Origin of the sequence: Bartonella sp. AP40SXNS (assembly GCF_042195825.1) — a bacterium.
Lineage (GTDB): Bacteria > Pseudomonadota > Alphaproteobacteria > Rhizobiales > Rhizobiaceae > Bartonella.
Map to the genome: position 1 here is coordinate 247,353 of NZ_JBHIPB010000002.1, position 25,642 is coordinate 272,994.

Here is a 25,642-nt window from a genome sequence, read left to right on the forward strand (position 1 = left end):
CTTATAAATCTTCCAACGTGAATTCTGAGATGTATCATTTTAACATTCAGTTCAGCAGATTTAATTGTTACAAAGTATTAAGAGCATAAAATAACTATAAATGATTGAGTTTTATACAAAAGTTCTTCAGTAAATGCCATTCTATCTATTTAATTGTATTATTTAAGAAGGTGTACAAGTGAAGATACGTTGTAAAATTTAAGTGAATGAATAATAGAGAGAAAATTTTCGACTGTAAAAGATTTTCTGTGAACATTTGGCGTTTATATCTCAAAAATAAAAATGCTTAAGGCTATTTCCTTTCATTATTGAGTTAAAAAGAAGAAAAGAAGCTCTATCCATTTAATAATTTAAATATTATGAAAAACGTGAAATAAATAACTTCACCAATTTGCCAGAAATAAAAAAAGGATAAGACTTATGGAATATATCAGCACGAGAGGTGAAGCTCCTGCTTTAAGCTTTACGGAAACAATCATGACAGGGTTGGCAAGTGATGGGGGACTTTATTTGCCAGATAAATTTCCTCAGCTATCATTTGATGCGTTACGAGCACTTCGTGGTCAGTCCTATACAACAATTGCTAAAACTATCCTGTGGCCCTTTGTGAATAACGAAATCGAATATACAGCTTTTGAAAATATGATCGCTGAATCTTATGCAACCTTTCACCATCCAGCAATCTGTCCGTTACGACAAACTGGAGCAGATGAATTTATCCTTGAACTCTTTCATGGTCCTACTTTAGCTTTTAAAGATGTCGCAATGCAGTTTCTTTCTCGACTGATGGATTATGTTTTGACTGAAAAAAATAGATGTGCAACGATTATTGCTGCAACATCAGGTGATACAGGAGGAGCTGCGATACAAGCTTTTGCTGGAAAAGAGCACTCAGATATTTTTATTTTATTTCCTAAAGGACGTGTATCACCTGTTCAACAACGGCAAATGACAACCAATCAATGTTCCAATGTTCATGCCATTGCCATTGAAGGAAATTTTGATGATTGTCAAGCTCTTGTCAAAGCAATGTTTAATGATCATAATTTTCGTAAAAAAACAGCGCTTTCAGGTGTTAATTCTATAAATTGGGCGCGTATCATGGCGCAAATTGTTTACTATTTTTCATCAGCTCTTTCCTTAGGAGCACCTGATAGAGCTGTTTCATTTACTGTTCCTACTGGAAATTTTGGTGATATTTTTGCAGGTTATGTCGCAGCCCGTATGGGATTACCCATTGCTCAACTGGTCATCGCAACGAATGATAACGACATCCTTGTACGTACATTGACCAGTGGTACTTACGAAACAAAACCAATAGTCCATACAACATCACCTTCTATGGATATTCAGGTCTCTTCTAATTTTGAACGTTTGCTCTTTGAAAGTGGCAATCGTGATCCAATGTGGATTCGCAATGCAATGGAAAACTTGAAAAAAACGGGTCTCTTTACTCTTGATGAAAAGCAACTCAAAAATATTCGTTCCTTATTTTCCGCTGGGAAAAGCAACATGGCTGCAACAGCTCAAAAAATTGATAGTGTCTATAAGGAAAGTGGCTATCTTGTTGATCCACATACAGCGGTCGCTCTTCAAGTAGCGCGTGAAAACAAAAAACCGCATATTCCAATGATCGTTCTTGCCACGGCTCATCCAGCTAAATTTCCTGATACTATTAAAAGCGCTTGTGGCCTTCATGCTCCATGGCCATCTCATCTCAATGATGTAATGAAACACGAAGAACATTTTATAAATCTTGCTAATGATGAAAAAATAGTAAAAGATTATATTTCTTTAAAATCGCGTGCATCTTATTAAAGTTAGCTGCATTAATTTAAATCAAGAAGATTCTGATACCCTTACAATGAGGTATTTAGCTTATTTAATGGAGTTGTAAATACATGGATGTAGATATCTGTCGCCTAAATAATGGTTTGACTATCGCCACACATACAATGCAACAAATTGATAGTGTTGCCCTCGGAATATGGGTTAAAGTGGGCTCACGCAATGAAACCTCCACACAGCATGGTATTGCTCATCTTCTTGAGCATATGGCTTTTAAAGGAACCGAAAACCGTACTGCTTTTCAAATTGCAACCGATATTGAAGATGTTGGCGGTGAAATCAATGCTACAACCAGTATTGAAACAACAGCTTACTTTGCACGTGTACTTAAAAGCGATATCCCACTTGCTATAGACATTTTAGCCGATATTTTAATGCATTCAAAATTTGACGACAATGAACTAGAACGAGAAAAACAAGTAATCTTTCAGGAAATTGGTGCTGCCCATGACACTCCTGATGATATTGTTTTTGATCACTTTACAGAAACAGCCTTTCGTCATCAATCCCTTGGACGCTCTATTTTAGGAACAGCTAAAACTATTCAATCATTTACATCTACTGATCTCCATGATTTCATCAATAAACAATATAGTGCAGATCGTATGATTGTCGTTGCTGCAGGAGCTGTAAAGCACGAAAGTTTCTTGCGAGAAGTTGAAAGTCGTCTTGGTACTTTTCGCTCCCATTCAACCGCACCTCTTACTAATCTTGCAAATTATGTCGGTGGCGACTTTCGTGAATATCGCGATTTAATGGATACACAAGTTGTTCTAGGGTTTGAAGGGCGTGCTTATCACGCGCGTGATTTTTATGCGGCTCAAATTCTTTCAATCATTCTTGGTGGTGGTATGTCTTCACGTCTTTTTCAAGAGGTAAGAGAGAAACGTGGATTATGCTATTCTATTTATGCTTTTCATTGGGGATTTTCAGATACTGGGCTTTTTGGTGTTCACGCAGCTACCGGACAAGAAGGGCTCAAAGAACTTATTCCTGTGATTCTTGATGAACTTTCCAAGGTCAGCAAAAATATTCACGCCAACGAACTGCAACGAGCACAAACGCAATATCGTGCAAATCTGACAATGTCACAGGAAAATCCCTCTAGTCAAGCACATCTCATTGCTCGCCAAATACTCCTTTATGGTCGACCAATTCCAATATCGGAAACAATTGAACGCCTCAATCTCATCACTCCTAAAAGATTAACTGATTTAGCACATCGTCTTTTTACAAACTCCACTCCAACACTAACTGCTGTCGGACCTGTAGGCCCCCTCATAAATTTTGATGATTTAACGTCAACTCTTTCATACAAGCTAAAGTAAAAACTTCTTTTCAAAGCAGCATCACAATAACATCACATATTTTATCATAAAATTTACCACAAAAGCTCTCCTCATTAAATAAGTTTTGGAAATATTGGGCAAAGAGGTGTACAAAACTACCCAATTCATACTTCATGTGATAAAGATTCTAATCAGTAAAGATATATCCGTGAAATATGGAAATTCATGGTTTAACTTTGCCCTTTTAAAATATAAAACTTCATTCGCTTCAGGTTCCATTGAAGCAGATGGGTATGTGGTCTATTTGTATATAAAATCACATAACTTAAGAAAAAGTGATAACAATTTATTATGTAAATAAATTATAAAAGGTGGACGTTTTTTCTCAAAAATCGAAATGAAAATTAAACATCCTAAAATATTGAGAGTGGGACATTGTGAAGAGTTTGCGTAAAATAATTGACATCATTTTCATTGTAGTCGTTAGTTCTTTTGTCCATCTTACATCAGCACAAGCAATTGAACCAGTTAAAATTTCTTCTCAGGATGCTGCTCTTGATCTCTCAAAAGCAATTGAAATTCACCATACAAACAATTCTATTTTTCAAACAAGTACAGCACCAGGACCAGATGGTATTGTATGGCGTATTGAAGTGCAGGCAAAAAATGAAAAATTTTCCGGAAATTGGGCCGTTTTTTCTCTTGCAAATCCAACAGATGAACAAGTTGATCGTCTCATCGTTGCCCCCCATTACCGCATGGCACGTTCTGGATTTTTTTGGCCAGACCTTGGATCATCAAGGATTCAATCCATAACACCAAGCGAAGGTTTTTCCCTCGATCGTCAACTTAGTGCAAACTCTGATATCTTTCGTATTACCCTTAACCCTGGTGCTGTTATTACATTTGTGGCCGAACTTAACTCTGCAAATCTACCGCAAATCTATTTATGGCAACCTGAAGCTTATAAAGATGCAATTAATTCTTATACGCTTTATCACGGTATTCTTCTTGGGATATCAGGTCTTTTAGCGCTTTTGTTAACTGTTCTCTTCGTCGTCCGTGGAACAGGGCTGTTTCCTGCAACAGCTGCTGTTGCTTGGGCAGTGCTTTTTTATATTGGTATTGACTTCAATTTTTTAAATAAATTCTTTGCTGTTACACTCACAACCCAACCAATCTGGCGTGCTGGTACAGAAGTAGCACTTACTGCTACACTCTTCATTTTTCTTTTTACCTATCTCAGCCTTAACCGCTGGCATTATCATTTTAGTTACGGGGCTATCGCTTGGACCATTGCCTTTTGCAGTCTAGGAGCCTTTGCTATTTATGATCCCATCAGAGCCGCTGGAATTGCGCGTTTGTCTTTTGGCCTTACCGCTGTGCTTGGTATAATATTAATCATCTATTTCTCAATCAGAAGCTATGACCGCGCCATTATGCTTATTCCAACATGGTTGCTCATTAGCTTTTGGTGTGTTGGAGCCTATGCCTGCATAGCTGGACATTTAAACAATGATATTATCCAGCCAGCATTAGCGGGGGGATTAGTGCTCATTGTTCTTCTCATTAGCTTTACTGTCCTGCAACAAACTTTTTCTAATGACGCTTTCCATGAAGGAATATTTTCCGACCTTGAACAACAAGTACTCGCAGCAAAGGGAGCGGGAAATATTATTTGGGATTGGAATATTGAGCGTGACCGTATTGTTGTACATCCAAACATGGCAACCCTTTTTGGTACTGAAATTCATAACCTCAATGGACCTATGCGCAACTGGATTTCAGCCTTGCACCATGATGATCGTGAACGCTTTCAAGCCGTATTGGATATCATTCTTAAAAATAAAAAAGGGCGCATTGATCAAATTTTTCGGCTTTCTTCCGGTGGTGGTTATTATCATTGGTTTTCTCTTCGTGCACGTCCGGCTATGCAAAAAGATGGAAAAATCACACGTGTCATTGGAACCATTGTCAATATTACTAACCATAAAAAATCCGAAGAACGCTTATTGCATGATGCAATCCACGACAGCTTAACCGGACTTCCTAACCAACAAATTTTCTTTGATAGACTACAAAATTATACCTCTTTAGCGAAAGCAAATATCAAAATTAGACCAACCGTCTTTATGATTGATTTTGATAATTTTCGCCAAATTAATCGCAAATTAGGTATCGCTGTTGGGGATACTGTACTTCTTATAATTGCACGTCGTTTAAATCGTCTCATTAATTTTCAAGATACCTTATCGCGCCTTTCTGCAGACCGCTTTGCAATTATTTTACTCAGTGAAACAGAACCACAAAAAATTGCAGCATTTGCAGATCATTTGCACAAAACAATTTCAGCACCTATTTCACTTTCAGAAAATAAAATAATCCTTTCAACCTCTATCGGATTGGTTACATGGAGTGAAAGTCGATCAACTGCTAAAGATATTTTTAATGATAGTGAATTAGCAATGATTCGCGCAAAACAAATGGGGGGAAATCATATTGAACCTTTTCGTCCTAATTTTCGCACTCTGGGTCTCGAACATAATACTCTGGAGAAAGATGTTCATTATGCAATAAAACGTAATGAGATGAAAATCCTCTACCATCCTATTCTTAATTTATCAGACGGACATATTATTGGTTTTGAAACAATTGTAGAATGGCATCATCCCACTTATGGAAATTTAAATGTCTCTGATTTCATAAAAATCGTAGAAAATGAACAAATTGTTATGGATTTGTCACAATTTATCATTGATAATGCCATTATCGATCTTATAAATGTACAAGAAAAGTTTTCCCAACAATCTTTCTTTATTTCAATTAATTTACCAAGCGCAGAAATGATTCATCCTCGTTTTATCAGTCAATTGCGTGCCGCTTTGCTTCGGCATCCGCTCCACAAAGGACGCTTAATGATTGAAATATCTGAATTTGTCTTAAGAAATAATCCTGAACAATCAGCGCACTTTCTTGAACAAATTAAAACACTTGGAATGAATCTCGCACTCGATAATTTTGGAACAGGTTATTCGTCTCTGACCTATCTCGTACGTTATCCATTTGATATGGTTAAACTTGATCGTTCACTTATCTCAATCGACTCTCTTAAGAAGAAAATTGTTCTAAAGTCTATCATTAATATGGCAACAGATCTTAATTTGCAAATTATCGCAGAAGGTGTTGAAAATGAAAAAGAAGCAATCTTCCTCCGTCAAGAAGGTTGTAAATATGTTCAAAGTACACTTGTGACGAAACCGATTGCCATAGAAGAATTAATTACGCTCGTTCAGAGCCATTTCCCTTATAAGATAAAAACATAAGGGATAAAATAACGTGTAAAGTTAAAAAGCTTAGAAAAAACTCTACGCGTGTCCCATTTCAGAAGCAAGATAAGTTGGATCGATACCCATGCGTGTTAAACTTTTATCATACTTGCAGCTTAAATCGCTTTCAAAAAGAAAACTAGGTGATGTAGAACTGATTAGCCACCCATTTGTAGAAATTTCTGCCTCAAGTTGCCCCGCTTTCCATCCAGCATAGCCTAATGCGACCAGTGCATGTTGCGGACCTTGTTCGCAACTGATCGCTTTTAATATATCAATTGTCGCAGTAAAACAGATCTTATCTGCAATAAAAACAGTTTCTTCACAAGCATAATCATCTGAATGAAGGACAAAACCACGCGAAGGATCAACAGGACCACCATAGCGAACTGGAAAATTTTTTATCGGTTCAGAAAGACTTTTTTTTTGGCCACTGTCTATGATTCCTAAGTGAAGCAAAAGCTCTGGAAAATCAATATGATGCAATTGATTGAGAATGATGCCCATCGCACCAGCATCAGAATGCGCGCAAATATAAATAACAGAACGAATAAAGCGTTTGTCATTCATTCCAGGCATTGCTATGAGTAATTGACCACCCAAAAAGCCATTACACTGCTTCATTAATCTGCTATTCTCCATAATTTACATGATAAAAGTTTGTTCATTTAGTACACTAGGAAAATAAAACTCCAATGAAAAAAAGTCACATATTTACAAATTTACAAAATATCGCAACTTTCTTTTATAAAAAGCTTTTAGTTACTTTATGCTTAACATTCTTAGTTTTAAAATTACTTAACATTCCTGTAAATGCTCAAACAGAACAAAAACTCCAGCTTTTCGCAACATCTTGGTATGAATCAGAGGGTGGTCGTATCCGATTAGCAATCACTGAACCTTCTCTTTCTGGAATAAGAGAAGGTATTATTGAAATTGTGCTTAAACCAGGATGGAAAACTTACTGGCGTAATCCAGGTAATTCTGGCATGGCACCATTTTTTAATTTCAATCAACAAGTTTCTTATGAAATCTTTTATCCGACGCCACAGCTTTTTGAAACAGAAAATGATTGGTCATTAGGCTATAAAGATAAAGTAACATTGCCCTTCAATCTTTCTAGTTCAAGCAAAAATTTAAGTGGGGCTTTCACTCTCGGACTATGTAATAAAATCTGTCTTCCATTGACTATTAACTTTGATTTTTCGCCATCTGTTCTTAAAAACAAACATCTTCCCCTTTCCTTCTTAAAAAATGCCCAAGATTCTTTGCCTCGCATGATGCAGAATGCACTCAAAATAAGCGCCGAAAAAAATAACAATACTCTTCTTCTAAAAATAAAAAATAACGACAAAACAACTCCTTCCTCTCTCTTTTTAGATGGAGGAGAAATGCAAATTGGAGCAGCAAAAAAAGTCAGTGATAACGCGAAATATACGCTCTTTAGTGCTCCAATCTATTTCGTACCAGAAGAAATAAACCAAAAAATTTTTTACACTGTTTCTTTTAAAGATCACGCCTTAAGTGGAACATTCATATTTCATACGCAGCCCCCCTCTCTTACAACTCCGTGATAAAAGAGAAAGGCTCTCAAACAGCAATTATGCTGGAAAATGTCCATTGTTGCGATATTGCGTAATTGCTTTGCGAGCAAGTGCATCAGCGCGTTCATTTTCTGGATGTCCCGCATGCCCTTTTACCCAGTGCCACCTGACTGTATGACAAGAACAAACATCCTCAAGAGCTTGCCATAGCTCCATATTTTTAACAGGATTTTTTGATGCGGTGCGCCAATTATTCTTTTTCCAATCCTCAATCCACTTAGATATCCCATTACGCACATAAACTGAGTCTGTATAAAGGTCGACCAAACAGGGCTCTTTAAGCGCCTTTAATGCACAAATTGCCGCCATGAGTTCCATTTGATTGTTTGTCGTATGGACCTTACCGCCATAAAGCTCGCGTTCATGACCATTCCAGCGTAAAATTGCCCCCCACCCTCCAATTCCAGGATTCCCTGAGCAAGCACCATCTGTATAAATTTCAACGACTTTTTGTTGAGTTGCCATAAAATTTAAAAACCTAATTCACTTAGCGAATTTACATTACTGAAAAAACAAAGCTTGTGCCAATATTCCCATGGATCTTTCTTAATAACAAAGCTATTAGGAGGTGTATTAAACCAATCATATAGACGTGTGAGTAAGAAACGTAGAGATGCACCACGAGCTAATAAAACCATCTTGTCCAATTCTAAAGGGATCAATGGTCTTATTTTTTGATAATTTTCCAATAACTTACGTGCTTTGGTAAGATTATAGGAATGATCAGGCTCAAAGCACCAAGCATTTAAACAGATCGCTAAATCATAAGCAAAAAAGTCATTACAAGCAAAATAGAAATCTATCATCCCAGAAAGACGATGATTCACAAAAAAAACGTTATCATTAAATAAATCCGCGTGAATAATACCTGTTGGTAAATTTAATGGCCAGTTTTCTTGTAAAAAAACCAATTCCCACTCAATTTTTTGTCCAAATTCTTTTAATAATGCATCTTCTTGTGTTTGACAACGTTGCCACAATACCTGCCAATCCATAACAGAAAGAGTATTTTTACGACTGAGTGTAAAATCCTGTCCTGCTAAATGCAATTGTGCTAATCCCGTCCCCACTTCACCACAATGATCTATATTGGGCTGGCGGATCCACTCTCCTTCCAGAAAAGTAATAATAGCAGCAGGACGTCCTGCTAGTTCACTGATCATCATGCCATCATTTTGAATAACGGGTTGAGGACAAGGAATTCCACGCTGTCCTAAATGCTGCATTAAGCTACAAAAAAAAGGTAAATCATCTTTTGAAATACGCTTTTCATAAAGTGTTAGAATAAATCGTCCTTGTGTTGTCTCCAACATAAAATTAGAATTTTCAATCCCCTCCTCTATACCTTGATAAGACAAAAGTGACCCTATTGCGTAACCTGTTAAAAACGCTTTTAAATCATTTGGATGAATATCTGTATAAACGGCCATTATTCTGCTTTCGTTTTAGACATGTCTGTATTTTGATGTTCATTTTTTGTACTATTTTCTTGACCATTAACAAAAGCCATATCTTGAGAGGTTAAAATGACATCACGTAATTCGCGACTCACTAAAAACTTTTCCGTTTCTACCACTGTTTCAGCCAATTCTATTGTGACATCATAACGCTCACGAAATGCTGAAATAATTTCATCAATAATAATTTCAGGAGCGGAAGCCCCTGCTGAAAGACTGACAACAGAAAGAGCTTTTAGGTTTTCAAAATTAATTTCATCAGCGCGCTGAACTAAAATAGCTTGTCGCGCACCAGACTTTTCAGCAACCTCGACTAAACGTCGCGAATTAGAAGAATTTGGTGCTCCAACAATCAAAAACAAATCACTCCCTTTTGCCGCGGCTTTAACCGCATCTTGTCGATTCGTTGTCGCATAGCAAATTGACTCAGCCGCTGGGGCTGCTAATGTAGGAAAACGTTGTTGTAATATATCGATAATTCCTGCAGTATCTTCAACAGAAAGCGTTGTTTGTGTCACAAATCCTAATTTATCTGGATCCCTTGGTTGATAATGCAAAGCATCTTCTATCGTTTCAATGAGCGTCACAGCCCCTTCTTCAAGCTGTCCCATCGTTCCTATCACCTCAGGATGACCAGCATGACCAATCAATATAACATGACGACCGTGACGTTGATGCCGTATCGCTTGTTTGTGAACTTTCGAGACCAACGGACATGTTGCATCAAGATAAAACAAATTATAGCGTTTTGCTTCTTTTGATACAGATTTTGGTACACCATGGGCAGAAAAAACAACCGGTTGAGTGCGATATTCTTCTGGAATCTCATCAAGTTCTTCAACAAAAACAGCTCCCCGTTGCTGCAATCCCTCAACCACATAGCGGTTATGTACAATTTCATGACGAACATACACTGGAACACCATACTTTTTTAATGCAAGAAGAACAATCTGGATAGCACGATCAACCCCTGCACAAAATCCACGTGGACCACAAAGACGTATCGTTAAAGGAGGAAGTCCAGACATAAATCATCCTTAATCTCTATAGCTTTAGTATCATAATCAAACAACTTATCCTTATGCACGAATAATCAATGCAAAAAAACGTGCAATACCATCTTTTACATAAAAACATACTTTATAGTATCTTCTTGTAGGAAAGCTCTTTTAAAATTTGTTTTTTATATTTTCACGCTCCTAAAGAGCGATAAAATACCAAACAAGAGATTCAATCAAAAGAACCCCAAAGATAGCTGCCAAATAAAGTAATGAAAAGAAAAATAGTTTTTTTGCCATCAAAATAGTTTCATTATGTGTATCAGCTTTCCACAAACGATAGGCAAAATAAATAAAGATAATGCTTAAAACTGTTGAAAAAATACCATAAAAAATTCCGCCAAGACCAGTAAAGCAAGGAGCAGCAGCACACAATGCCATCAAAATAGCATAAAATAAAATCTGTTTTTTTGTTGAATGTTCACCTCGTACATTAGGCATCATAGGGATACCTGCAGCCTCATAATCAAGAGATGAAAATAAAGAAAGAGCCCAAAAGTGAGGGGGGGTCCACATAAAAATGATTAAAAATAATAAAAAGCTATCAATACTCACTGTCCCTGTTGTCACGGCCCATCCAATCATTGGTGGAAAAGCCCCAGAAGCACCACCAATAACAATATTTTGTGGTGTGATACGCTTTAACCAAATTGTATAGATAACGACATAAAAGAAAATCGTAAATGCAAGAAAAAATGCCGCAAACCAATTAATGAAGCTTCCCATAACCAATACCGAGAGCATAGAAAGAACCATGCCAAAAATAAATGCCCTTTGAGAGCTGATTTTACCCATGGGAATAGGACGCTTTTTAGTCCGTTCCATCACAGCATCAATGTCAGCATCATACCACATGTTCAGTGCTCCCGCACCACCGCCACCAGCAGCAATACATAAAATTGCTAAAAAACCATACCACGGATTGATAGGAACAGGCGATACAAGCAAACCAACCAGAGCCGTAAAGACCACAAGAGACATAACACGTGGCTTTAATAATGTGATGTAATCACCAATACCGGATTTTGGTGGCGTTGATTTACCATTCACAACCGATAACTCTTCTGAAACTGACATTCCACTCAAAGCTCTTTTCCATTTCTGTCATTCACAAACCCAATATTATCTGACAAATATTATCTAGCGTATGGAAATGACCAATTAAGACCAATCGTATTTTTGAGAAAATATGAAATATCTCTTTCGCACGTATCCCCTAAAAGTAAATGGAAATATTGGCAATAAAAATACATTTTTTCAATCAACGTTCTCTCCACATTACAAATGTATCATAAAAATATATCATATGAATTAATATATTTGGGTAAATACTGATTTTGTGTTATGTTTTTTTATGGGGAATTCATTTTTTTATGTAAATCTATGCATGGTTTTGGGTGTTGAGTCGGATAGGATTTTCTGTGATACTTTATAAATTACTCAAAAAAACTTTTTTTATTGGTGCTGTTCTTTACACACTTTATAGTAGTTTTATCAGTCATGCATTTGCACAAACACCCTATGCACAAGATGTCCCTGCTCCACAAACCTATGGTGCATGGACAAAGGTTTGTGCTCTACCACCAGGTACCCCTAATATGCAGTGTGAAGTTGTACAAAACGTCCATACACAAGGTCGTCATGATATTACCCTCCGCGTTACCTTTTATAAACTTCCTCAAAAGCAAGGCGCTTTGATGCGTGTTTTTGTTCCGATTCGCGTTGAGTTACGTCCTGGTGTTGGCATTAAAATTGACGATAAAGATATGGGAAGAATGGAATATCGTCGTTGTCTTGGTGATAATTGTGTTGCTGAAGCTTTTCTGAAAGAAGACATATTACAACTCTTTTTAAAAGGAAAAATGGCAACCTATTTTATCTTCACAACTCCAGAGCAAGGAATTGGAGGTCTGGTTGACCTTCAGGGTCTTAGCGACGCCTATGCAACCTTACCAACATGAATAAAATCGACACACATTGGACAATTAAAATCTCATCGTATATTTTGAGAGCCCCTTAATTTAGATCAATAAAAATCTTCTCATCCCCCGTAAAAATAGGATAATTCTTATGAAATCGCTGATTGATCATTTTGATATTGCTTCCTCTAAAGTGCAGTCTCTTGTACAGGAAACGCTTCATCATGCGGATGATGGCGAACTTTACCTTGAGTATACAGAAAGCGAAGCTCTTTTATTTGATAATGGACAGCTTAAAAACGGCTCTTTCCATCAAGATATGGGGTTTGGTCTGCGTGTCGTTGCTGGAGAAGCTACCGGATATGCACATTCTAATGAATTATCAGCTGCTGCACTCAAGCGTGCTTGTGAAGCAGCTAAAGCTGTTACCTATAATAATCATGCTGGACCTTATAGTGTAGCACCTCAACAAACAAACAAGAGACTTTATCAACCGCATAATCCCCTTGATGCTCCGTCATTTGAAGAAAAAAGTGCTCTTTTGCAAAAAATTGATGCCTATTTACGTGCGAAAAATGATAAATTACATCAAGTGACTGTTTCTCTTTCCGGCTCGCTACAACATGTTGAAATTTTACGTGCAGATGGATATTTGGTTCGTGATATTCGTCCACTCGTACGACTTTCTATATCTGTGGTCGCCGCTGAAGGCAATCGACGTGAAAATGGTTTCTATGGATGTGGGGGACGACAAGCATTTAACCAATTTATTCGTGAAGACAATTGGAAAGAAGCCGCGGATGAAGCCTTACGTATGGCTTTAACAAATTTAGAAGCAGAAGCAGCACCTGCAGGATCTTTTGATGTCGTCTTAGCCAATGGATGGCCTGGCGTTATGCTCCATGAAGCCGTAGGTCATGGTTTGGAAGGTGACTTTAATCGCAAAAAAACATCTGCTTTTGCTGGACTTTTAGGACAACAAGTTGCGGCAAAAGGTGTTACAGTTGTTGATGATGGAACAATTCCACAACGCCGTGGCTCTCTCACTGTCGATGATGAGGGGACGCCTTCAGGATATAACGTTCTCATTGAAGATGGAAAACTCGTTGGTTTTATGCAAGACAGGCTTAATGCACGGCTTATGGGAGGTAAATCAACTGGAAATGGACGGCGTGAATCTTATGCTTATGCACCAATGCCACGAATGACCAATACAATCATGCTAGGAGGAGATAAAACACCTGAAGAAATCCTTTCTTCACTTAAAAGTGGTATCTATGCTGTTTCATTTGGTGGAGGACAAGTTGATATTACTTCTGGAAAATTCGTCTTTGAGTGTACTGAAGCATACCGAGTAGAAAATGGTAAAATTGGTGCACCAATTAAAGGCGCAACTCTTATTGGAAATGGACCGGATGCTATGAAACGTATCACAATGATTGGAAATGATAGTAAACTGGATAATGGTATTGGTATGTGCGGAAAAGCAGGACAAAACGTTCCTGTTGGTGTTGGACAACCTCATCTACGGATTAATAATATGACAATCGGTGGAACTGCGTTGAAGTAAGCTTGCTCATTCCTTCCCAATATTCAATACTGCCCCTTCTCGTTTATCAAGATGGTCTTGTGAAGGATGAATTTTTGCTACAAACATTGATTTATAAAGATAATTGAACGTTATTCATATTTAAATTAGAACCTTGAACACCGTAAGATTCTCTCATTTTAAATTTGTGTCTGTTGAATCAATTAAGATTATTCGTTTGTACGTTACAAGCGGGGGGAGATGCATGGAGTAAAACTGTACAAGAAAGAACTAAAAATACCTATAATGAACCATCTCAAGTGCCAAGAGCTATAGCAACATTAGGAAGTGGCCAATATTACGATGGTGTTTGCTTAAATACACCTTCTTTATGATACATTCGTCTTTTGTATGGAGTAGTGGAGCAACTATCTTTTATGTTTCATAATAAAAAAGTTTAAAATAAAAAACACTTTCTACATTCAGTGCTTTCATTCAATAAGAAAAGAAAAAGGTTATTATTGTAGATAAATTTTAGAGAGATTTTATAATAATACTCAAATGAATTATATCAAAAAAACTTTCAGGCTAAAGCTTCCAACTTTTCTTCTTTTTATTTTTGCTCAAAACAGCAACAACTTCGACATGTGGCGACCATAAAAATTGATCAATTGGTATGATTTTTTCTACTGTATATCCCCCTGCAACAAGAAAAGATAAATCACGAGCAAATGTAACGGGATTACACGAAATTGCCACAACACGTGATATTGTTGCCTTTGCCAGTTCATGTACTTGTTCCTCTGCTCCAGCGCGAGGAGGGTCAAAAACAACGCTTTCAAAACACTCAAGTTCCTTTACAGAAAGTGGATGGCGAAAAAGATCACGTTTTTCACAAGTGACTGTTTTTAAACCAGTTGCAAAACATGCTGCTGTATTTAGATTTCTTAATGCATCTTCATTATTTTCTACTGCATGAACATTCATCTTTTTTGCCATACGCAAGGCAAATGTTCCTACCCCTGAAAACAAATCAAGAGCATTCTTTGCTTTTTTTAAATGAGTCAAAATAATATTGCCCATTATATGTTCAGCTTCACAAGTTGCTTGAAGAAAACCACCAGAAGGAAATTCAACACGGACATCTCCAAAATAAACCAATGGTTTTTCTTGCTCAACCAAAACTTCTCCGTCAACAGATAAACGTATAATCCCATATGAAAGAGCAGCACTGATCATTTTCTGACGAACACGCTCATCGCGTATAACACAACCGCTTAAAGCGATATCTAAACCGTTTTCAACAGATGTTATCGTTATATGAAACCGTTTGGCATGATTGCTTACAAGAGCACAAAGTGACCTGATATCATCTAGTTTAGACATAATCTCTAAACGCGTCACTGGACATTCTTCAAGAGCTATAATCTCATGAGAGAGATAACGATTAAAACCAACTTTTTGCCCCTGTGGGGTCATGGATGCTGTTAACGTCATCCGACGTCGGCTATAGGGTTTACATTCTATTAAAGGCGCAACAACATTATTAAGTCCATACTTTTTAAGTGCATCAACAACTAATTGTCGTTTCCATACGCAATAAGCATCAGTATGCCAATGCTGAAGAGCACACCCTCCACATTCTCCAAAATGCTGACAAAGAGCATCAACACGTTCTGGTGATTTTTCTTTTAATGCTATACATGTTGCATATTTTCCATGAACAGTAATTTCAGCACACTCTCCCGGTAAAGTAAAAGGAACATAAATAAAACCGTGGGACGTCTTGGAAGTACCATAACCATTTGCTCCAATATAGTCGATTATCACATTATCGTTCACTCTTGTTTTTCTCCGAATAGTAAATATTCCACATTGCCATCACCACCTGTAATGGGTGAAGGAAGTAAACCTTTTGCACGCCACCCTGTTTGAGTATCTAACCAGATAAAAAGTGCCTCAGCGGTTTTTTTAGCACTTGATGGATTTAATATTCCTCCCTTTCCAAGGTGTTTACGACCAACCTCAAACTGAGGCTTTACCAATAAAACAGCTTGAGCACCCTTCTTGGCTAAAGATAAAACGGGAGGCAATGCAAGTTTAAGAGAAATAAAGCTGACGTCGGAAACGATAAGATCAATTTCCCTACCGCCTAAATGTTCCTGTTGAAAATCTCTAACATTTAAGCCTTCTAATAACGTTATAGCCCTGTTGCCCAATAAACGTGCATCAAATTGATGATGCCCAACATCAACAGCAATGACATGGGCCGCTCCACGCTCTAAGAGAACTTGTGTAAAACCACCTGTTGATGCCCCAACATCAATGGCTGTCACTTTATCGGTTACAATCGGAAATGCATCAAGTGCAGAAATCAATTTCAATGCCGCACGGGACACATAATTTTGCGCTGGATCACAAACAAAAATCTCTGCATCATCAAAAACAATTTGCCCAGCTTTAAAAACTATTTTGCCATTAACTTTAACAGTTTTGCGTATAATTGCATCACGTGCACGTGAACGTGTCGTAAAAAAGTTTCTTTCAACTAAAAGAATATCGAGCCTTTTTCTGGAAGCCATCTCATACTTGAATTTTCTATCCCGTTCGAATCTCGCGTCCCAGAGCAGTAAAAACCGTATTTAAAATACCCATAGCATCAAGTCCGACACGTGAAAGAACTTTTTCTGGTGAACCATGACTCAAATATTCATCAGGAAGTTTTAGTGTACGAACTTTCAAACCATGCTCTAAGAGCCCTTCTTGCGCTAAAAATTGTAATATGTGTGCTCCAAACCCACCGATTGCACCTTCTTCAATTGTCACCAAAACTTCATGCTCACGTGCCAAACGACGCATCAAATCCTTATCTAAAGGTTTTGCAAACCGTGCATCTGCAACTGTTGTAGATAATCCTTCAACCTCCAACGCATCAGCAGCTTGCAACACTTCTGACATCCGCGTTCCAAAACAAACCAAAGCAATCCTATTTCCTTCACGCAGAACGCGCCCTTTTCCAATTTCTAATAACTCACCACGTTGCGGTAAATCTATACCAAGACCTTCACCACGTGGATAACGAAAAGAAATGGGACCCTGATCATAGGCTGCAGCTGTACGTACCATATGCATCAATTCAAGCTCATCTGAAGGTGCCATAACAACAAACTCAGGAAGAGTGGACAAAAAAACAATATCAAAACTTCCAGCATGTGTTGCACCATCTGCCCCCACAAAACCTGCTCGGTCAATAGCAAAACGTACCGGTAATTTTTGAATTGATACATCATGAATAATTTGATCATAAGCACGCTGTAAAAAAGTAGAATAAATTGCAACAAAAGGCTTATACCCTTCACAAGCAAGTCCTGCCGCAAAAGTTACGGCATGTTGCTCAGCAATACCAACATCAAACATTTTTTCAGGAAATTTTTCTGCAAAAGCATCAAGGCCTGTCCCTGTTGGCATCGCTGCTGTTATGCCCACAATCTTATCATCATGGCGCGCTTCTTCTGATAAGGCTTCAGAAAATACCTTGGTATAGGGTAGAATATTACTTGATGCTTTAACCTGTTTTCCTGTCGTAACATCAAAACGATTAACACCATGATATTTATCAGAAGATGCTTCTGCAGGTGGATATCCCTTTCCCTTATGGGTGACGACATGCACCAAAACTGGACCATTAGGACATTCACGAATATTTTTTAAAACGGGTAATAAATGCCCTAAATTGTGCCCATCTATGGGTCCCACGTAATAAAAGCCAAGCTCATCAAATAACGTTCCCCCAACCAAAAAACTACGCGCAAATTCCTCTGAACGACGTGCCTTATCCAAAAAAAACTTTGGCAATTTTTCGCTCAACATCTTTACGCGTTCACGCAAATGACGATAAGCAGGACGAGAAACTAGTCGTGCAAGATGTGCACTCATAGCACCTGTAGGCGGTGCAATAGACATATCGTTATCATTAAGAACAACAATCAAGCGCGCATCCAAAGCACCAGCGTTATTCATTGCTTCATAAGCCATGCCCGCAGACATTGCACCATCACCAATAACAGCGATAATATTGCGTCTTGTCTCTGCCTTCAAAGCACTCGCTACCGCCATGCCAAGACCCGCCGAAATAGAAGTAGACGAATGGCCCGCTCCAAATGGATCATACACACTTTCTGAACGTTTTGTGAAACCTGATAATCCTCCCTCTTGACGTAATGTACGTATTTTTTCTCTACGCCCCGTTAAAATCTTATGTGGATAGGTTTGATGACCAACATCCCAAATAATCCTATCCTCTGGTGTATTAAAAACATAATGTAATGCAACAGTGAGCTCAACAACACCAAGTCCTGCCCCAAGATGACCACCTGTTACAGAAACCGCATCAATTGTTTCTGCCCGCAACTCATTAGCCAACTGTACCAAATCAGACTCAGGCAAAGCCCGCAAATCTTGCGGGAAACAAATACGGTCAAGCAATGGTGTTAAGATATGAGACAAAAAAACTCCCTCCTATCACCTTAACTTAAGAGAACGCAACGATAAAAATACATCTTCTCTACTCTTTCATTGACAGTTTTGCATCTTTTTTACTGAAAAATCTCTATTTGAGATGATTTATGATTTTTCTCATTTTTAACTTATTTTATAAAAAAGAAACCAATAAAATTTGCTTTCTATAAATAAGGTTATTGCACTGCTTAATCCCGCAATAAATATCCAAAAATAGTTTAATATTATTGAGCATCAAGTGGTTCTACTCCTTCTGGAGAACCTCCCTCTGAAAGTTGAATTTTTTCAACTTTAGCTTCAGCAACTTTCAAGAGTTTTTCACAATGTTTTTTAAGCGCTTCACCACGTTCATAAATATCTATGGATTGTTCCAAAGGCACATCGCCACGTTCCAAATTTTCAACAATAACTTCAAGTTGCTTCAGCGCTTGCTCAAAACTTAAGGTCGTAATATCCCCCTCTTGTATTTCTTTTTTCATATGAACCTCACAAAATATCTATTCTGGATATACGAATTCCAAAACCTTCTAAATCTAAATAATGACGTTCTTTAGAAGTGTAAACAATAACAGAACTGATTCCTAAATGTTTCAAAATTTGTGATCCTAAACCAATTTGTCGCCATTCTTCTTCACGTTCAATTGCCTGTATATGGTTTTCTGAACCGTCTTTTGCCATTTCCTGAATGCTCATAGCTGATTTTTCATCAATACCAACTGATCCTTCACGTAAATAAACAAAAACACCCCGTTTTTCTTTTTCCATCATACGCTGCATGATAGTGGTAACATCTGACGCTTGACCAAAAACATCATTCATAATGTTTTCACGATGCAAACGTACAGGAATATCTTCACCATCACCAAGATCACCAAAAACGATTGCAACATGCTGAACTGTTTCCCAAGGGAGTTGATAACTCTGAACAATAGCAGGTCCTACTGGTGTTTCAATAGCCATTTCTCCAACATGCCTGATCAACATTTCTTTGCGCTGACGATAAGCGATTAAATCCGCAACCGTTATCATATGCAATCGATGTTCCTGTGCAAATTTTGTAACTTCATCTCCATGTTTAACACTGCCATCATCATTGACCAACTCACCAATAACACCAACTGGCGGTAAACCAGCTAATTTACATAAATCAACAGCCGCTTCCGTGTGACCTGAACGCATAAGAACACCCCCTTTATGCGCAATCAAAGGGAAAATATGTCCTGGACGAATAAAATCGTGAGCACCAGCATTTGGATTAGCAAGATTGCGAACCGCTAATGTGCGGTCGTGTGCGGAGATACCCGTCGTTATCCCATGTTTAAAATCCACAGTAACAGTAAACTGAGTCCGATGTGCTGAATTATTATCTGGCACCATAGGAGCAAGATGAAACCGTTGTGCTTCTTCTTTTGGCATAGGTGCACAAACAATCCCTGTTGTGTGGCGAATGATGAATGCCATCTTTTCTTCTGTACAATGGACAGCAGCAACAGTTAAATCACCTTCGTTTTCACGGTCATCATCATCTGTCACCACAACAATTTCACCGCGTTCAAAAGCTTTAAGTGCAGAAACAATTTTTTTTTCATCATACACCATTATTCACCTTCTCACTCACCCAACTTGACCGCGATGTCTTAGATAATGGTCCGCAATAGCACAAGCAACCATCGCTTCACCAATGGGAACAGCGCGAATCCCAACACATGGATCATGACGTCCCTTCGTTATAACATCTACATCATGACCATCAACATCAATAGAGCGACGAGGCGTTAAAATTGACGAAGTAGGTTTGACAGCAAAACGTGCAACAATTGGCTGTCCACTCGATATTCCCCCTAAAATACCACCAGCATGATTGGATAAAAAAAGTGGTTTTCCATCATTTCCCATCCGCATTTCATCGGCATTTTCTTCTCCCCTCATGCGGGCTGCCGCAAAACCATCCCCAATTTCAACTCCTTTTACTGCATTAATCGACATAAGGAAGGATGCAATATCTTGATCTAATTTTGCGTAAATAGGTGCTCCTAAACCTGCCGGAACATTTTCTGCAATGATCTCAACAACAGCACCAACAGATGTCCCCTCTTTACGGAGTTTACTGATATAATCACTAAAAATGTGAACCATCTCTGCGTCAGGTGTAAAAAAAGGATTCTTATCAACCTCTGACCAATCCCAACGATCACGATTAATATTATGAGGACCAATTGCTATCACTGCTCCTCGAACCACCAAACCAGGAACAATTTTACGTGCAAATGCACCCGCTGCAACACGTGCTGCTGTCTCCCGTGCCGAAGAACGCCCTCCTCCTCGAAAATCACGAAGTCCATATTTAATATCATAAGTATAATCCGCATGTCCTGGACGATATTGATAGGCAATCGAGCTATAATCCTTCGAACGCTGATCTGTATTTCTAATCAACAGAGAAATTGGTGTACCTGTTGTAACCAATGCCGTCCCATCGTCCTGAGCGATAGCTCCTGAAAGAATTTCTACTTGATCCAATTCGCGTCGCTGCGTTGTATATACGGATTGTCCTGGTCTCCGTTTATCAAGATAAGCTTGAACTTCTGCAAGAGTAAAAATAATTCCAGGCGGACAACCATCAATGACACAACCAAGAGCAGCACCATGACTTTCTCCCCATGTGGTTACACGAAACAAATGACCAAATGTATTATGCGACATGAAAAAAGATCCGTTTCTCTGTCAAATATACGCCAACGACAACATATGTTGAGTTATACACAAGACAGCTCTTTGTTCCAAAATACTCTCAGCCGCTTTTAATTTGGTCAAATTACCGCTGTTCAATAAAACCCTATAAACCAAACTTTATTCTTTAACGACAGAAATGTCTGGTGCATCAACTGCTTTCATACCTATGATATTATAACCCGAATCGACATGATGAACTTCACCAGTAACAGAACGAGACAAATCTGAAAGAAAATAAAGAGCAGAATCACCAACCTCTTCAATTGTTACTGTACGGCGTAATGGAGCATTATATTCATTCCATTTTAAAATATAACGGAAATCACCAATACCTGAAGCTGCTAACGTTTTAATCGGTCCAGCAGATATCGCATTAACACGAATATTTTTGGGACCTAAATCTACCGCTAAATACTTCACGCTCGCTTCAAGAGCTGCTTTAGCAACCCCCATGACATTATAATTGGGAACAACCTTTTCTGCACCATAATAGGTCAGTGTCAAGATTGAACCGCCATCCGGCATCAACTTTTCTGCACGCTTTGTTAGAGCTGTTAGGGAATAAACGGAAATATTCATGGTCATCATAAAATTTGATTCGCTGATATCAACATAACGACCACTTAATTCATCTTTATTAGAAAAACCAATAGCATGAACTAAAAAATCGAGTTTGCCCCATTTCTTCTCTATGGCTCTAAAGACTGAATCAATAGAAGCACTGTCAGAAACATCACAATGTCCACAAACAAATCCCTTTAATTCTTCAGCCAAAGGCTCAACACGCTTTTTCATGGCTTCACCCTGATAGGTAAAAGCAAGCTCTGCCCCTGCGCTACTCGCCGCTTTAGCAATTCCCCAAGCGATGGAGCGATTATTGGCCAACCCTAAAATTAAGCCACGCTTACCGTACAATAAACCATTACCCTTAGCCATTAGCACTGCCCCATTGTTACTTAAAATTAATATTATTCATTTGCCTATGACACAGGTCAACTTTTTCTTCAAGTAATTGGTTTAAAATCAAGCAAAAACTATGCTTTATATATAAAAAAATTAAAATTTAATCTTTTTGCATTTGCAAAAACTGTTCTAGCGCAACATTTTTACCTTCCGGCAACATAATACGAACATGCACATAAAGATCATCTCTTGTACCACTTTTTAAACGAAGTCCTTTTCCTTTCAACCGTAAAACGCGATCAGAACTTGACCAAGCAGGAATCGTTAAAACCACACGTCCCTCCAATGTCTCAACTTCTTCTTTTGCTCCCAAAACAGCATGTTTAAGAGAAACTGGTAAATCAAGATGAAGTGCCCTTCCTTCAACCCGAAAACGAGGATGTTTTTGAATCTGAATGGTTATTAATGCATCTCCTGCTTGCCCATGAGGAACCTCTTCTCCCTGACCTTTTAAACGAATAGTTTGCCCGTCTTCAATATAATCTGGAAGTTTAATTTTTAACTTTTTTCCATTAGGAAAAACGGCTTCCACCTTTTCTGCGCCAACCATCTGCTCTAATGTTATGGCAAGATTAGCACGAATATGTGCTCCTTGTTGAGGGCGATTATAGTGTGTGGAATTCGAAAAGCTACCGCCTCCCCCAAACAGATCGCGAAAAATATCACTCGCATCAAAACCTGCACCACCTGAAGAGGAAAAATCAAATCCTCTCGCTCTTCCTGAAAAAGGATTTTGTTTATTGTTAAAATTCTCACCAGCACCATAGGCTTGATAAAGTGGTTTTCCTTCCATATCAATTTCACCGCGGTCAAATTGTGCTTTTTTATCTTTATCACCTATAATTTCATAAGCTTGATTAATTTCAGCAAACTTTTCTTTAGCCTTTGCATCATCTTTATTGTGATCTGGATGATACTTCTTTGCTAATTTTCTAAATGCTGATTTAATCTCTTGCGATTTTGCGGTACGTGCCACACCCAGAATCGTGTAGGGATCACGCATATTGCCCTCTTTTCAATTTTTTCGTTTTCAAAATATCAACGGATATGTTTTCAATATCCCTCATAGCTTTATCAATCTATTCTAGAGAATAATTTCTTCTTTCTTTATATGTCTATCAATAAACTAAAATACCAGATAAAATGAGATATTTATTTAATATAGCTCATTATCGTCTATGCTAAAGACAAAAATAATGAAACCACTATAAAAATACACGATAGCATTGACTTTTTGAAAATAGGAAAAAATGCTACTTTACTTCGAGATGACAAAGTAAATAAGAAAATGCCTTACCCATGCTCGCTGACATTTGGAGACACTATGAGCGATAAAATACCAACAGATGATCATTTTATGCAAATGCAAAAACCTTTTGAACTTTTTGCAAAATGGCTTGAAGAGGCAACAATAAGCGAAATAAATGATCCGAATGCTATGGCGCTCGCAACAGTTGACGAAACAGGACTTCCTAATGTTCGTATGGTTCTCCTCAAAGACTACAGTCCCCAAGGATTCGTCTTCTATACCAATTATGAAAGCTGTAAAGGACAAGAAATTTTAAAATCAATGAAGGCATCCTTAGGTTTTCATTGGAAATCGCTCCGTCGTCAGGTCAGAATTAGAGGCATTGTTGAAAAAGTAAGTCAACAGGAAGCCGATGCCTATTTCCAATCGCGACCACGTGGGAGTCGAATTGGGGCATGGGCATCTAAACAATCTCAACCATTAGACAATCGTTTTGTGCTCGAAAAAGCAATTGCTCAATATACTGCACGTTATGCAGTAGGCAATATTCCACGACCACCGTATTGGTCTGGTTTTCGTGTTAAACCCCTTTCTATAGAATTCTGGTGTGATCGCCCATTTCGTTTACATGATCGTCTGCTTTTTACGCGTGATTGTGTTGAACACAGCAATTGGAAAAAACAAAAACTTTATCCCTAATCCTTCAAGCTTTATCGTTATGAAGATTTTGTCTTCCTAAGGGTTCAATGACTATTTTCTATTTGCAAATTTCTAAAACAAAATGATTAGTTTCCATTCAATAGAAAAGTTTTATTTTCACTATAAAAGTTGGTTGATAATATCTCCTACTGCATTGCTTGAAGACAATAGATGCGCAACAAGCTTTTTTAAGAGAAAACACGGTATTCAGCAAAAATTATGATTTTACTTTTGTAATTTCTGATAAGAGAAAGTGCACTTTCAATAAAATTTGAAAAAATCGTTATTTCAAACCAGAAAGATCTGGAATAAAACTAATCATAAAATACAAAAAGCTTTGAACATGAAAAAATAATACACTTTAAAATTAATGAAAGTATCTTTGTATTTTCATTCCTCTCCTCATCATCAGAATATATGATTTTATCTAATTTGTTGTTAAGCTGCAGGATAAAACATCATCCATATACCACCACATACTAAACCAGCAAAAATCACAAGACCAATAAGCGAATTAGATTTGAAAAGCCTGAGACATTGCGCACTGTCATCTATATCAATAACTTTAATTTGAATAAACATATGGATACTTGCCACAAAAACCCCAAAAAAACTGAGAACAGGGACTTCAGCTAAATAAAATGCTAAACTCACGAACAGTACAAAACCACCATACAAAAATACTAAAGCACGCTTGGTTTCTTTACCGAAGAGAAGTGCTGTAGAACGCACACCAACCGTAGCGTCATCTTCTTTATCTTGATGGGCGTAGATTGTATCATATCCTATGGTCCACAAGATTGATCCCACATAAAGCAAAATCGGTGACCAGCTTAAACTTCCAAAGACAACAGCCCACCCCATTAATGCCCCCCAATTAAATGCAACGCCTAAAAAAAACTGCGGCCAATATGTTACACGTTTCATAAAAGGATAAAATGCAACAGCTATCAATGACGAAATACCGAGAAAAAAACTAAACCTATTAAATTGTGATAAAACGCCTAAACCAACCAAACATTGCACAAGTATAAAAACTTTTGCTTGAAACCGACTCACATGACCTGTCGGCAATGGGCGAGAACGTGTTCTTTCTACCTGAGAATCGATTTTATGGTCAATAAGATCATTCCAAGTACATCCTGCCCCTCGCATAGCGATGGATCCTAGAAAAAAAAGAAAAAGATACCAAACCCAATGAAGCAACATTGATGAAAGAGTATCATAATGCATTTCATAAGAGAGAAAAGCCATTGTTGTTGACCAAAAACAAGGCCACATCAACAATTGCCATCCGATAGGCCGATCCCAACGCGCCAATTGCGCATAAAACCATAAAGAACAGGGAAGTAAACTATAGACCCATTGTTTGGAAGATGCATCCATAACCCGTCCTTGGCTATTATAGGACTGAACAGGTGCGATATTTTTATTTTTTTTCATCAAATGAT

At 37.9% G+C, this 25,642-nt stretch carries 21 protein-coding genes; 7 read left to right on the forward strand and 14 right to left on the reverse strand.

Annotation, left to right across the window (positions count from 1 at the left end; all coding sequences use genetic code 11):
* Nucleotides 1-420 precede the first annotated feature (420 nt).
* From thrC to ACFILZ_RS02275, 3 genes are all read left to right on the forward strand, one after another.
* Nucleotides 421-1,818, forward strand: coding sequence for a threonine synthase (gene thrC, locus ACFILZ_RS02265; RefSeq protein WP_375606399.1), 1,398 nt, complete (start codon nucleotides 421-423; stop codon nucleotides 1,816-1,818).
* 83 nt (nucleotides 1,819-1,901) lie between these two features.
* On the forward strand, nucleotides 1,902-3,176 hold the full coding sequence (locus ACFILZ_RS02270) for a M16 family metallopeptidase (protein WP_375606400.1): 1,275 nt from the start codon (nucleotides 1,902-1,904) through the stop codon (nucleotides 3,174-3,176).
* Between the two features lie 398 nt (nucleotides 3,177-3,574).
* Nucleotides 3,575-6,460, forward strand: coding sequence for an EAL domain-containing protein (locus tag ACFILZ_RS02275; RefSeq protein ID WP_375606401.1), 2,886 nt, complete (start codon nucleotides 3,575-3,577; stop codon nucleotides 6,458-6,460).
* A gap of 42 nt (nucleotides 6,461-6,502) precedes the next feature.
* On the opposite strand, the gene ACFILZ_RS02280 is transcribed toward ACFILZ_RS02275, so the two are convergent.
* On the reverse strand, nucleotides 6,503-7,087 hold the full coding sequence (locus tag ACFILZ_RS02280) for a YqgE/AlgH family protein (RefSeq protein ID WP_375606402.1): 585 nt from the start codon (nucleotides 7,085-7,087) through the stop codon (nucleotides 6,503-6,505).
* A 71-nt stretch (nucleotides 7,088-7,158) separates the two neighbouring features.
* Here ACFILZ_RS02280 and ACFILZ_RS02285 point away from each other — a divergent pair, with 71 nt between their 5' ends.
* Nucleotides 7,159-8,037 (forward strand): protein-disulfide reductase DsbD domain-containing protein, encoded by an 879-nt coding sequence (locus tag ACFILZ_RS02285; protein WP_375606403.1) that lies wholly within the window; start codon nucleotides 7,159-7,161, stop codon nucleotides 8,035-8,037.
* 27 nt (nucleotides 8,038-8,064) lie between these two features.
* On the opposite strand, the gene rnhA is transcribed toward ACFILZ_RS02285, so the two are convergent.
* From rnhA to cyoE, 4 genes are all read right to left on the reverse strand, one after another.
* Complete coding sequence (gene rnhA / locus ACFILZ_RS02290; protein WP_375607806.1) at nucleotides 8,065-8,532, reverse strand: ribonuclease HI; 468 nt, start codon at nucleotides 8,530-8,532, stop codon at nucleotides 8,065-8,067.
* 5 nt (nucleotides 8,533-8,537) lie between these two features.
* The gene (locus ACFILZ_RS02295; protein ID WP_375610088.1) at nucleotides 8,538-9,497 is read right to left on the reverse strand and encodes a homoserine kinase; all 960 of its coding nucleotides are present in this window, start codon (nucleotides 9,495-9,497) and stop codon (nucleotides 8,538-8,540) included.
* Nucleotides 9,497-10,552 carry a 4-hydroxy-3-methylbut-2-enyl diphosphate reductase gene (gene ispH / locus ACFILZ_RS02300; RefSeq protein WP_375610087.1) on the reverse strand — a complete coding sequence of 352 codons (1,056 nt, stop codon included), beginning with the start codon at nucleotides 10,550-10,552 and terminating at the stop codon, nucleotides 9,497-9,499. Before ispH ends, ACFILZ_RS02295 begins: the two co-directional genes overlap by 1 nt.
* A 171-nt stretch (nucleotides 10,553-10,723) precedes the next feature.
* Nucleotides 10,724-11,659, reverse strand: a complete 936-nt coding sequence (gene cyoE, locus ACFILZ_RS02305; RefSeq protein ID WP_375610199.1) for a heme o synthase — start codon at nucleotides 11,657-11,659, stop codon at nucleotides 10,724-10,726.
* Between the two features lie 344 nt (nucleotides 11,660-12,003).
* Here cyoE and ACFILZ_RS02310 point away from each other — a divergent pair, with 344 nt between their 5' ends.
* Together ACFILZ_RS02310 and tldD are read left to right on the forward strand one after the other, a co-directional pair.
* The gene (locus ACFILZ_RS02310) at nucleotides 12,004-12,543 is read left to right on the forward strand and encodes an invasion associated locus B family protein (RefSeq protein WP_375606408.1); all 540 of its coding nucleotides are present in this window, start codon (nucleotides 12,004-12,006) and stop codon (nucleotides 12,541-12,543) included.
* A 109-nt stretch (nucleotides 12,544-12,652) separates the two neighbouring features.
* Nucleotides 12,653-14,071, forward strand: a complete 1,419-nt coding sequence (gene tldD / locus ACFILZ_RS02315; protein WP_375606409.1) for a metalloprotease TldD — start codon at nucleotides 12,653-12,655, stop codon at nucleotides 14,069-14,071.
* A gap of 546 nt (nucleotides 14,072-14,617) precedes the next feature.
* Here tldD and ACFILZ_RS02320 read toward each other — a convergent pair.
* The 8 genes from ACFILZ_RS02320 to ACFILZ_RS02355 all read right to left on the reverse strand — a co-directional run bounded on the left by ACFILZ_RS02320 (nucleotide 14,618) and on the right by ACFILZ_RS02355 (nucleotide 23,246).
* The gene (locus ACFILZ_RS02320; protein WP_375610086.1) at nucleotides 14,618-15,871 is read right to left on the reverse strand and encodes a class I SAM-dependent RNA methyltransferase; all 1,254 of its coding nucleotides are present in this window, start codon (nucleotides 15,869-15,871) and stop codon (nucleotides 14,618-14,620) included.
* Complete coding sequence (locus ACFILZ_RS02325) at nucleotides 15,868-16,611, reverse strand: TlyA family RNA methyltransferase (protein ID WP_375606411.1); 744 nt, start codon at nucleotides 16,609-16,611, stop codon at nucleotides 15,868-15,870. The genes ACFILZ_RS02320 and ACFILZ_RS02325 overlap by 4 nt, the downstream gene beginning before the upstream one ends.
* Nucleotides 16,612-16,627: 16 nt before the next feature.
* Nucleotides 16,628-18,535, reverse strand: coding sequence for a 1-deoxy-D-xylulose-5-phosphate synthase (dxs, locus tag ACFILZ_RS02330; protein WP_375606412.1), 1,908 nt, complete (start codon nucleotides 18,533-18,535; stop codon nucleotides 16,628-16,630).
* A gap of 236 nt (nucleotides 18,536-18,771) precedes the next feature.
* Nucleotides 18,772-19,026, reverse strand: coding sequence for an exodeoxyribonuclease VII small subunit (locus tag ACFILZ_RS02335; protein WP_375606413.1), 255 nt, complete (start codon nucleotides 19,024-19,026; stop codon nucleotides 18,772-18,774).
* A 7-nt stretch (nucleotides 19,027-19,033) separates the two neighbouring features.
* Nucleotides 19,034-20,146 (reverse strand): 3,4-dihydroxy-2-butanone-4-phosphate synthase, encoded by a 1,113-nt coding sequence (gene ribB / locus ACFILZ_RS02340; RefSeq protein WP_375610085.1) that lies wholly within the window; start codon nucleotides 20,144-20,146, stop codon nucleotides 19,034-19,036.
* Between the two features lie 15 nt (nucleotides 20,147-20,161).
* Nucleotides 20,162-21,250, reverse strand: coding sequence for a chorismate synthase (aroC, locus tag ACFILZ_RS02345; RefSeq protein ID WP_375610084.1), 1,089 nt, complete (start codon nucleotides 21,248-21,250; stop codon nucleotides 20,162-20,164).
* Nucleotides 21,251-21,397: 147 nt separating this feature from the next.
* Entirely contained in the window at nucleotides 21,398-22,216 is an 819-nt protein-coding gene (gene fabI, locus ACFILZ_RS02350) for an enoyl-ACP reductase FabI (protein ID WP_375606416.1), read from the reverse strand.
* Between the two features lie 127 nt (nucleotides 22,217-22,343).
* Nucleotides 22,344-23,246, reverse strand: a complete 903-nt coding sequence (locus ACFILZ_RS02355; RefSeq protein WP_375606417.1) for a DnaJ C-terminal domain-containing protein — start codon at nucleotides 23,244-23,246, stop codon at nucleotides 22,344-22,346.
* A gap of 321 nt (nucleotides 23,247-23,567) precedes the next feature.
* Here ACFILZ_RS02355 and pdxH point away from each other — a divergent pair, with 321 nt between their 5' ends.
* Nucleotides 23,568-24,191 (forward strand): pyridoxamine 5'-phosphate oxidase, encoded by a 624-nt coding sequence (gene pdxH, locus ACFILZ_RS02360; RefSeq protein WP_375609083.1) that lies wholly within the window; start codon nucleotides 23,568-23,570, stop codon nucleotides 24,189-24,191.
* Nucleotides 24,192-24,629: 438 nt separating this feature from the next.
* Here the strand turns inward: pdxH and ubiA are convergent, their stop codons facing one another.
* Entirely contained in the window at nucleotides 24,630-25,634 is a 1,005-nt protein-coding gene (ubiA, locus tag ACFILZ_RS02365; protein ID WP_375606419.1) for a 4-hydroxybenzoate octaprenyltransferase, read from the reverse strand.
* Nucleotides 25,635-25,642 lie beyond the last annotated feature (8 nt).

Coding starts and splice junctions, on each gene's coding strand:
- thrC (WP_375606399.1), top strand. CDS start 421: ATGGAATATATCAGCACGAGAGGTGAAGCTCCTGCTTTAAGCTTTACG.
- ACFILZ_RS02270 (WP_375606400.1), top strand. CDS start 1,902: ATGGATGTAGATATCTGTCGCCTAAATAATGGTTTGACTATCGCCACA.
- ACFILZ_RS02280 (WP_375606402.1), bottom strand. CDS start 7,087: ATGAAGCAGTGTAATGGCTTTTTGGGTGGTCAATTACTCATAGCAATG.
- ACFILZ_RS02285 (WP_375606403.1), top strand. CDS start 7,159: ATGAAAAAAAGTCACATATTTACAAATTTACAAAATATCGCAACTTTC.
- rnhA (WP_375607806.1), bottom strand. CDS start 8,532: ATGGCAACTCAACAAAAAGTCGTTGAAATTTATACAGATGGTGCTTGC.
- ACFILZ_RS02295 (WP_375610088.1), bottom strand. CDS start 9,497: ATGGCCGTTTATACAGATATTCATCCAAATGATTTAAAAGCGTTTTTA.
- ispH (WP_375610087.1), bottom strand. CDS start 10,552: ATGTCTGGACTTCCTCCTTTAACGATACGTCTTTGTGGTCCACGTGGA.
- cyoE (WP_375610199.1), bottom strand. CDS start 11,659: ATGTCAGTTTCAGAAGAGTTATCGGTTGTGAATGGTAAATCAACGCCA.
- tldD (WP_375606409.1), top strand. CDS start 12,653: ATGAAATCGCTGATTGATCATTTTGATATTGCTTCCTCTAAAGTGCAG.
- ACFILZ_RS02325 (WP_375606411.1), bottom strand. CDS start 16,611: ATGGCTTCCAGAAAAAGGCTCGATATTCTTTTAGTTGAAAGAAACTTT.
- ACFILZ_RS02335 (WP_375606413.1), bottom strand. CDS start 19,026: ATGAAAAAAGAAATACAAGAGGGGGATATTACGACCTTAAGTTTTGAG.
- ribB (WP_375610085.1), bottom strand. CDS start 20,146: ATGGTGTATGATGAAAAAAAAATTGTTTCTGCACTTAAAGCTTTTGAA.
- aroC (WP_375610084.1), bottom strand. CDS start 21,250: ATGTCGCATAATACATTTGGTCATTTGTTTCGTGTAACCACATGGGGA.
- fabI (WP_375606416.1), bottom strand. CDS start 22,216: ATGGCTAAGGGTAATGGTTTATTGTACGGTAAGCGTGGCTTAATTTTA.
- ACFILZ_RS02355 (WP_375606417.1), bottom strand. CDS start 23,246: ATGCGTGATCCCTACACGATTCTGGGTGTGGCACGTACCGCAAAATCG.
- pdxH (WP_375609083.1), top strand. CDS start 23,568: ATGAGCGATAAAATACCAACAGATGATCATTTTATGCAAATGCAAAAA.
- ubiA (WP_375606419.1), bottom strand. CDS start 25,634: ATGAAAAAAAATAAAAATATCGCACCTGTTCAGTCCTATAATAGCCAA.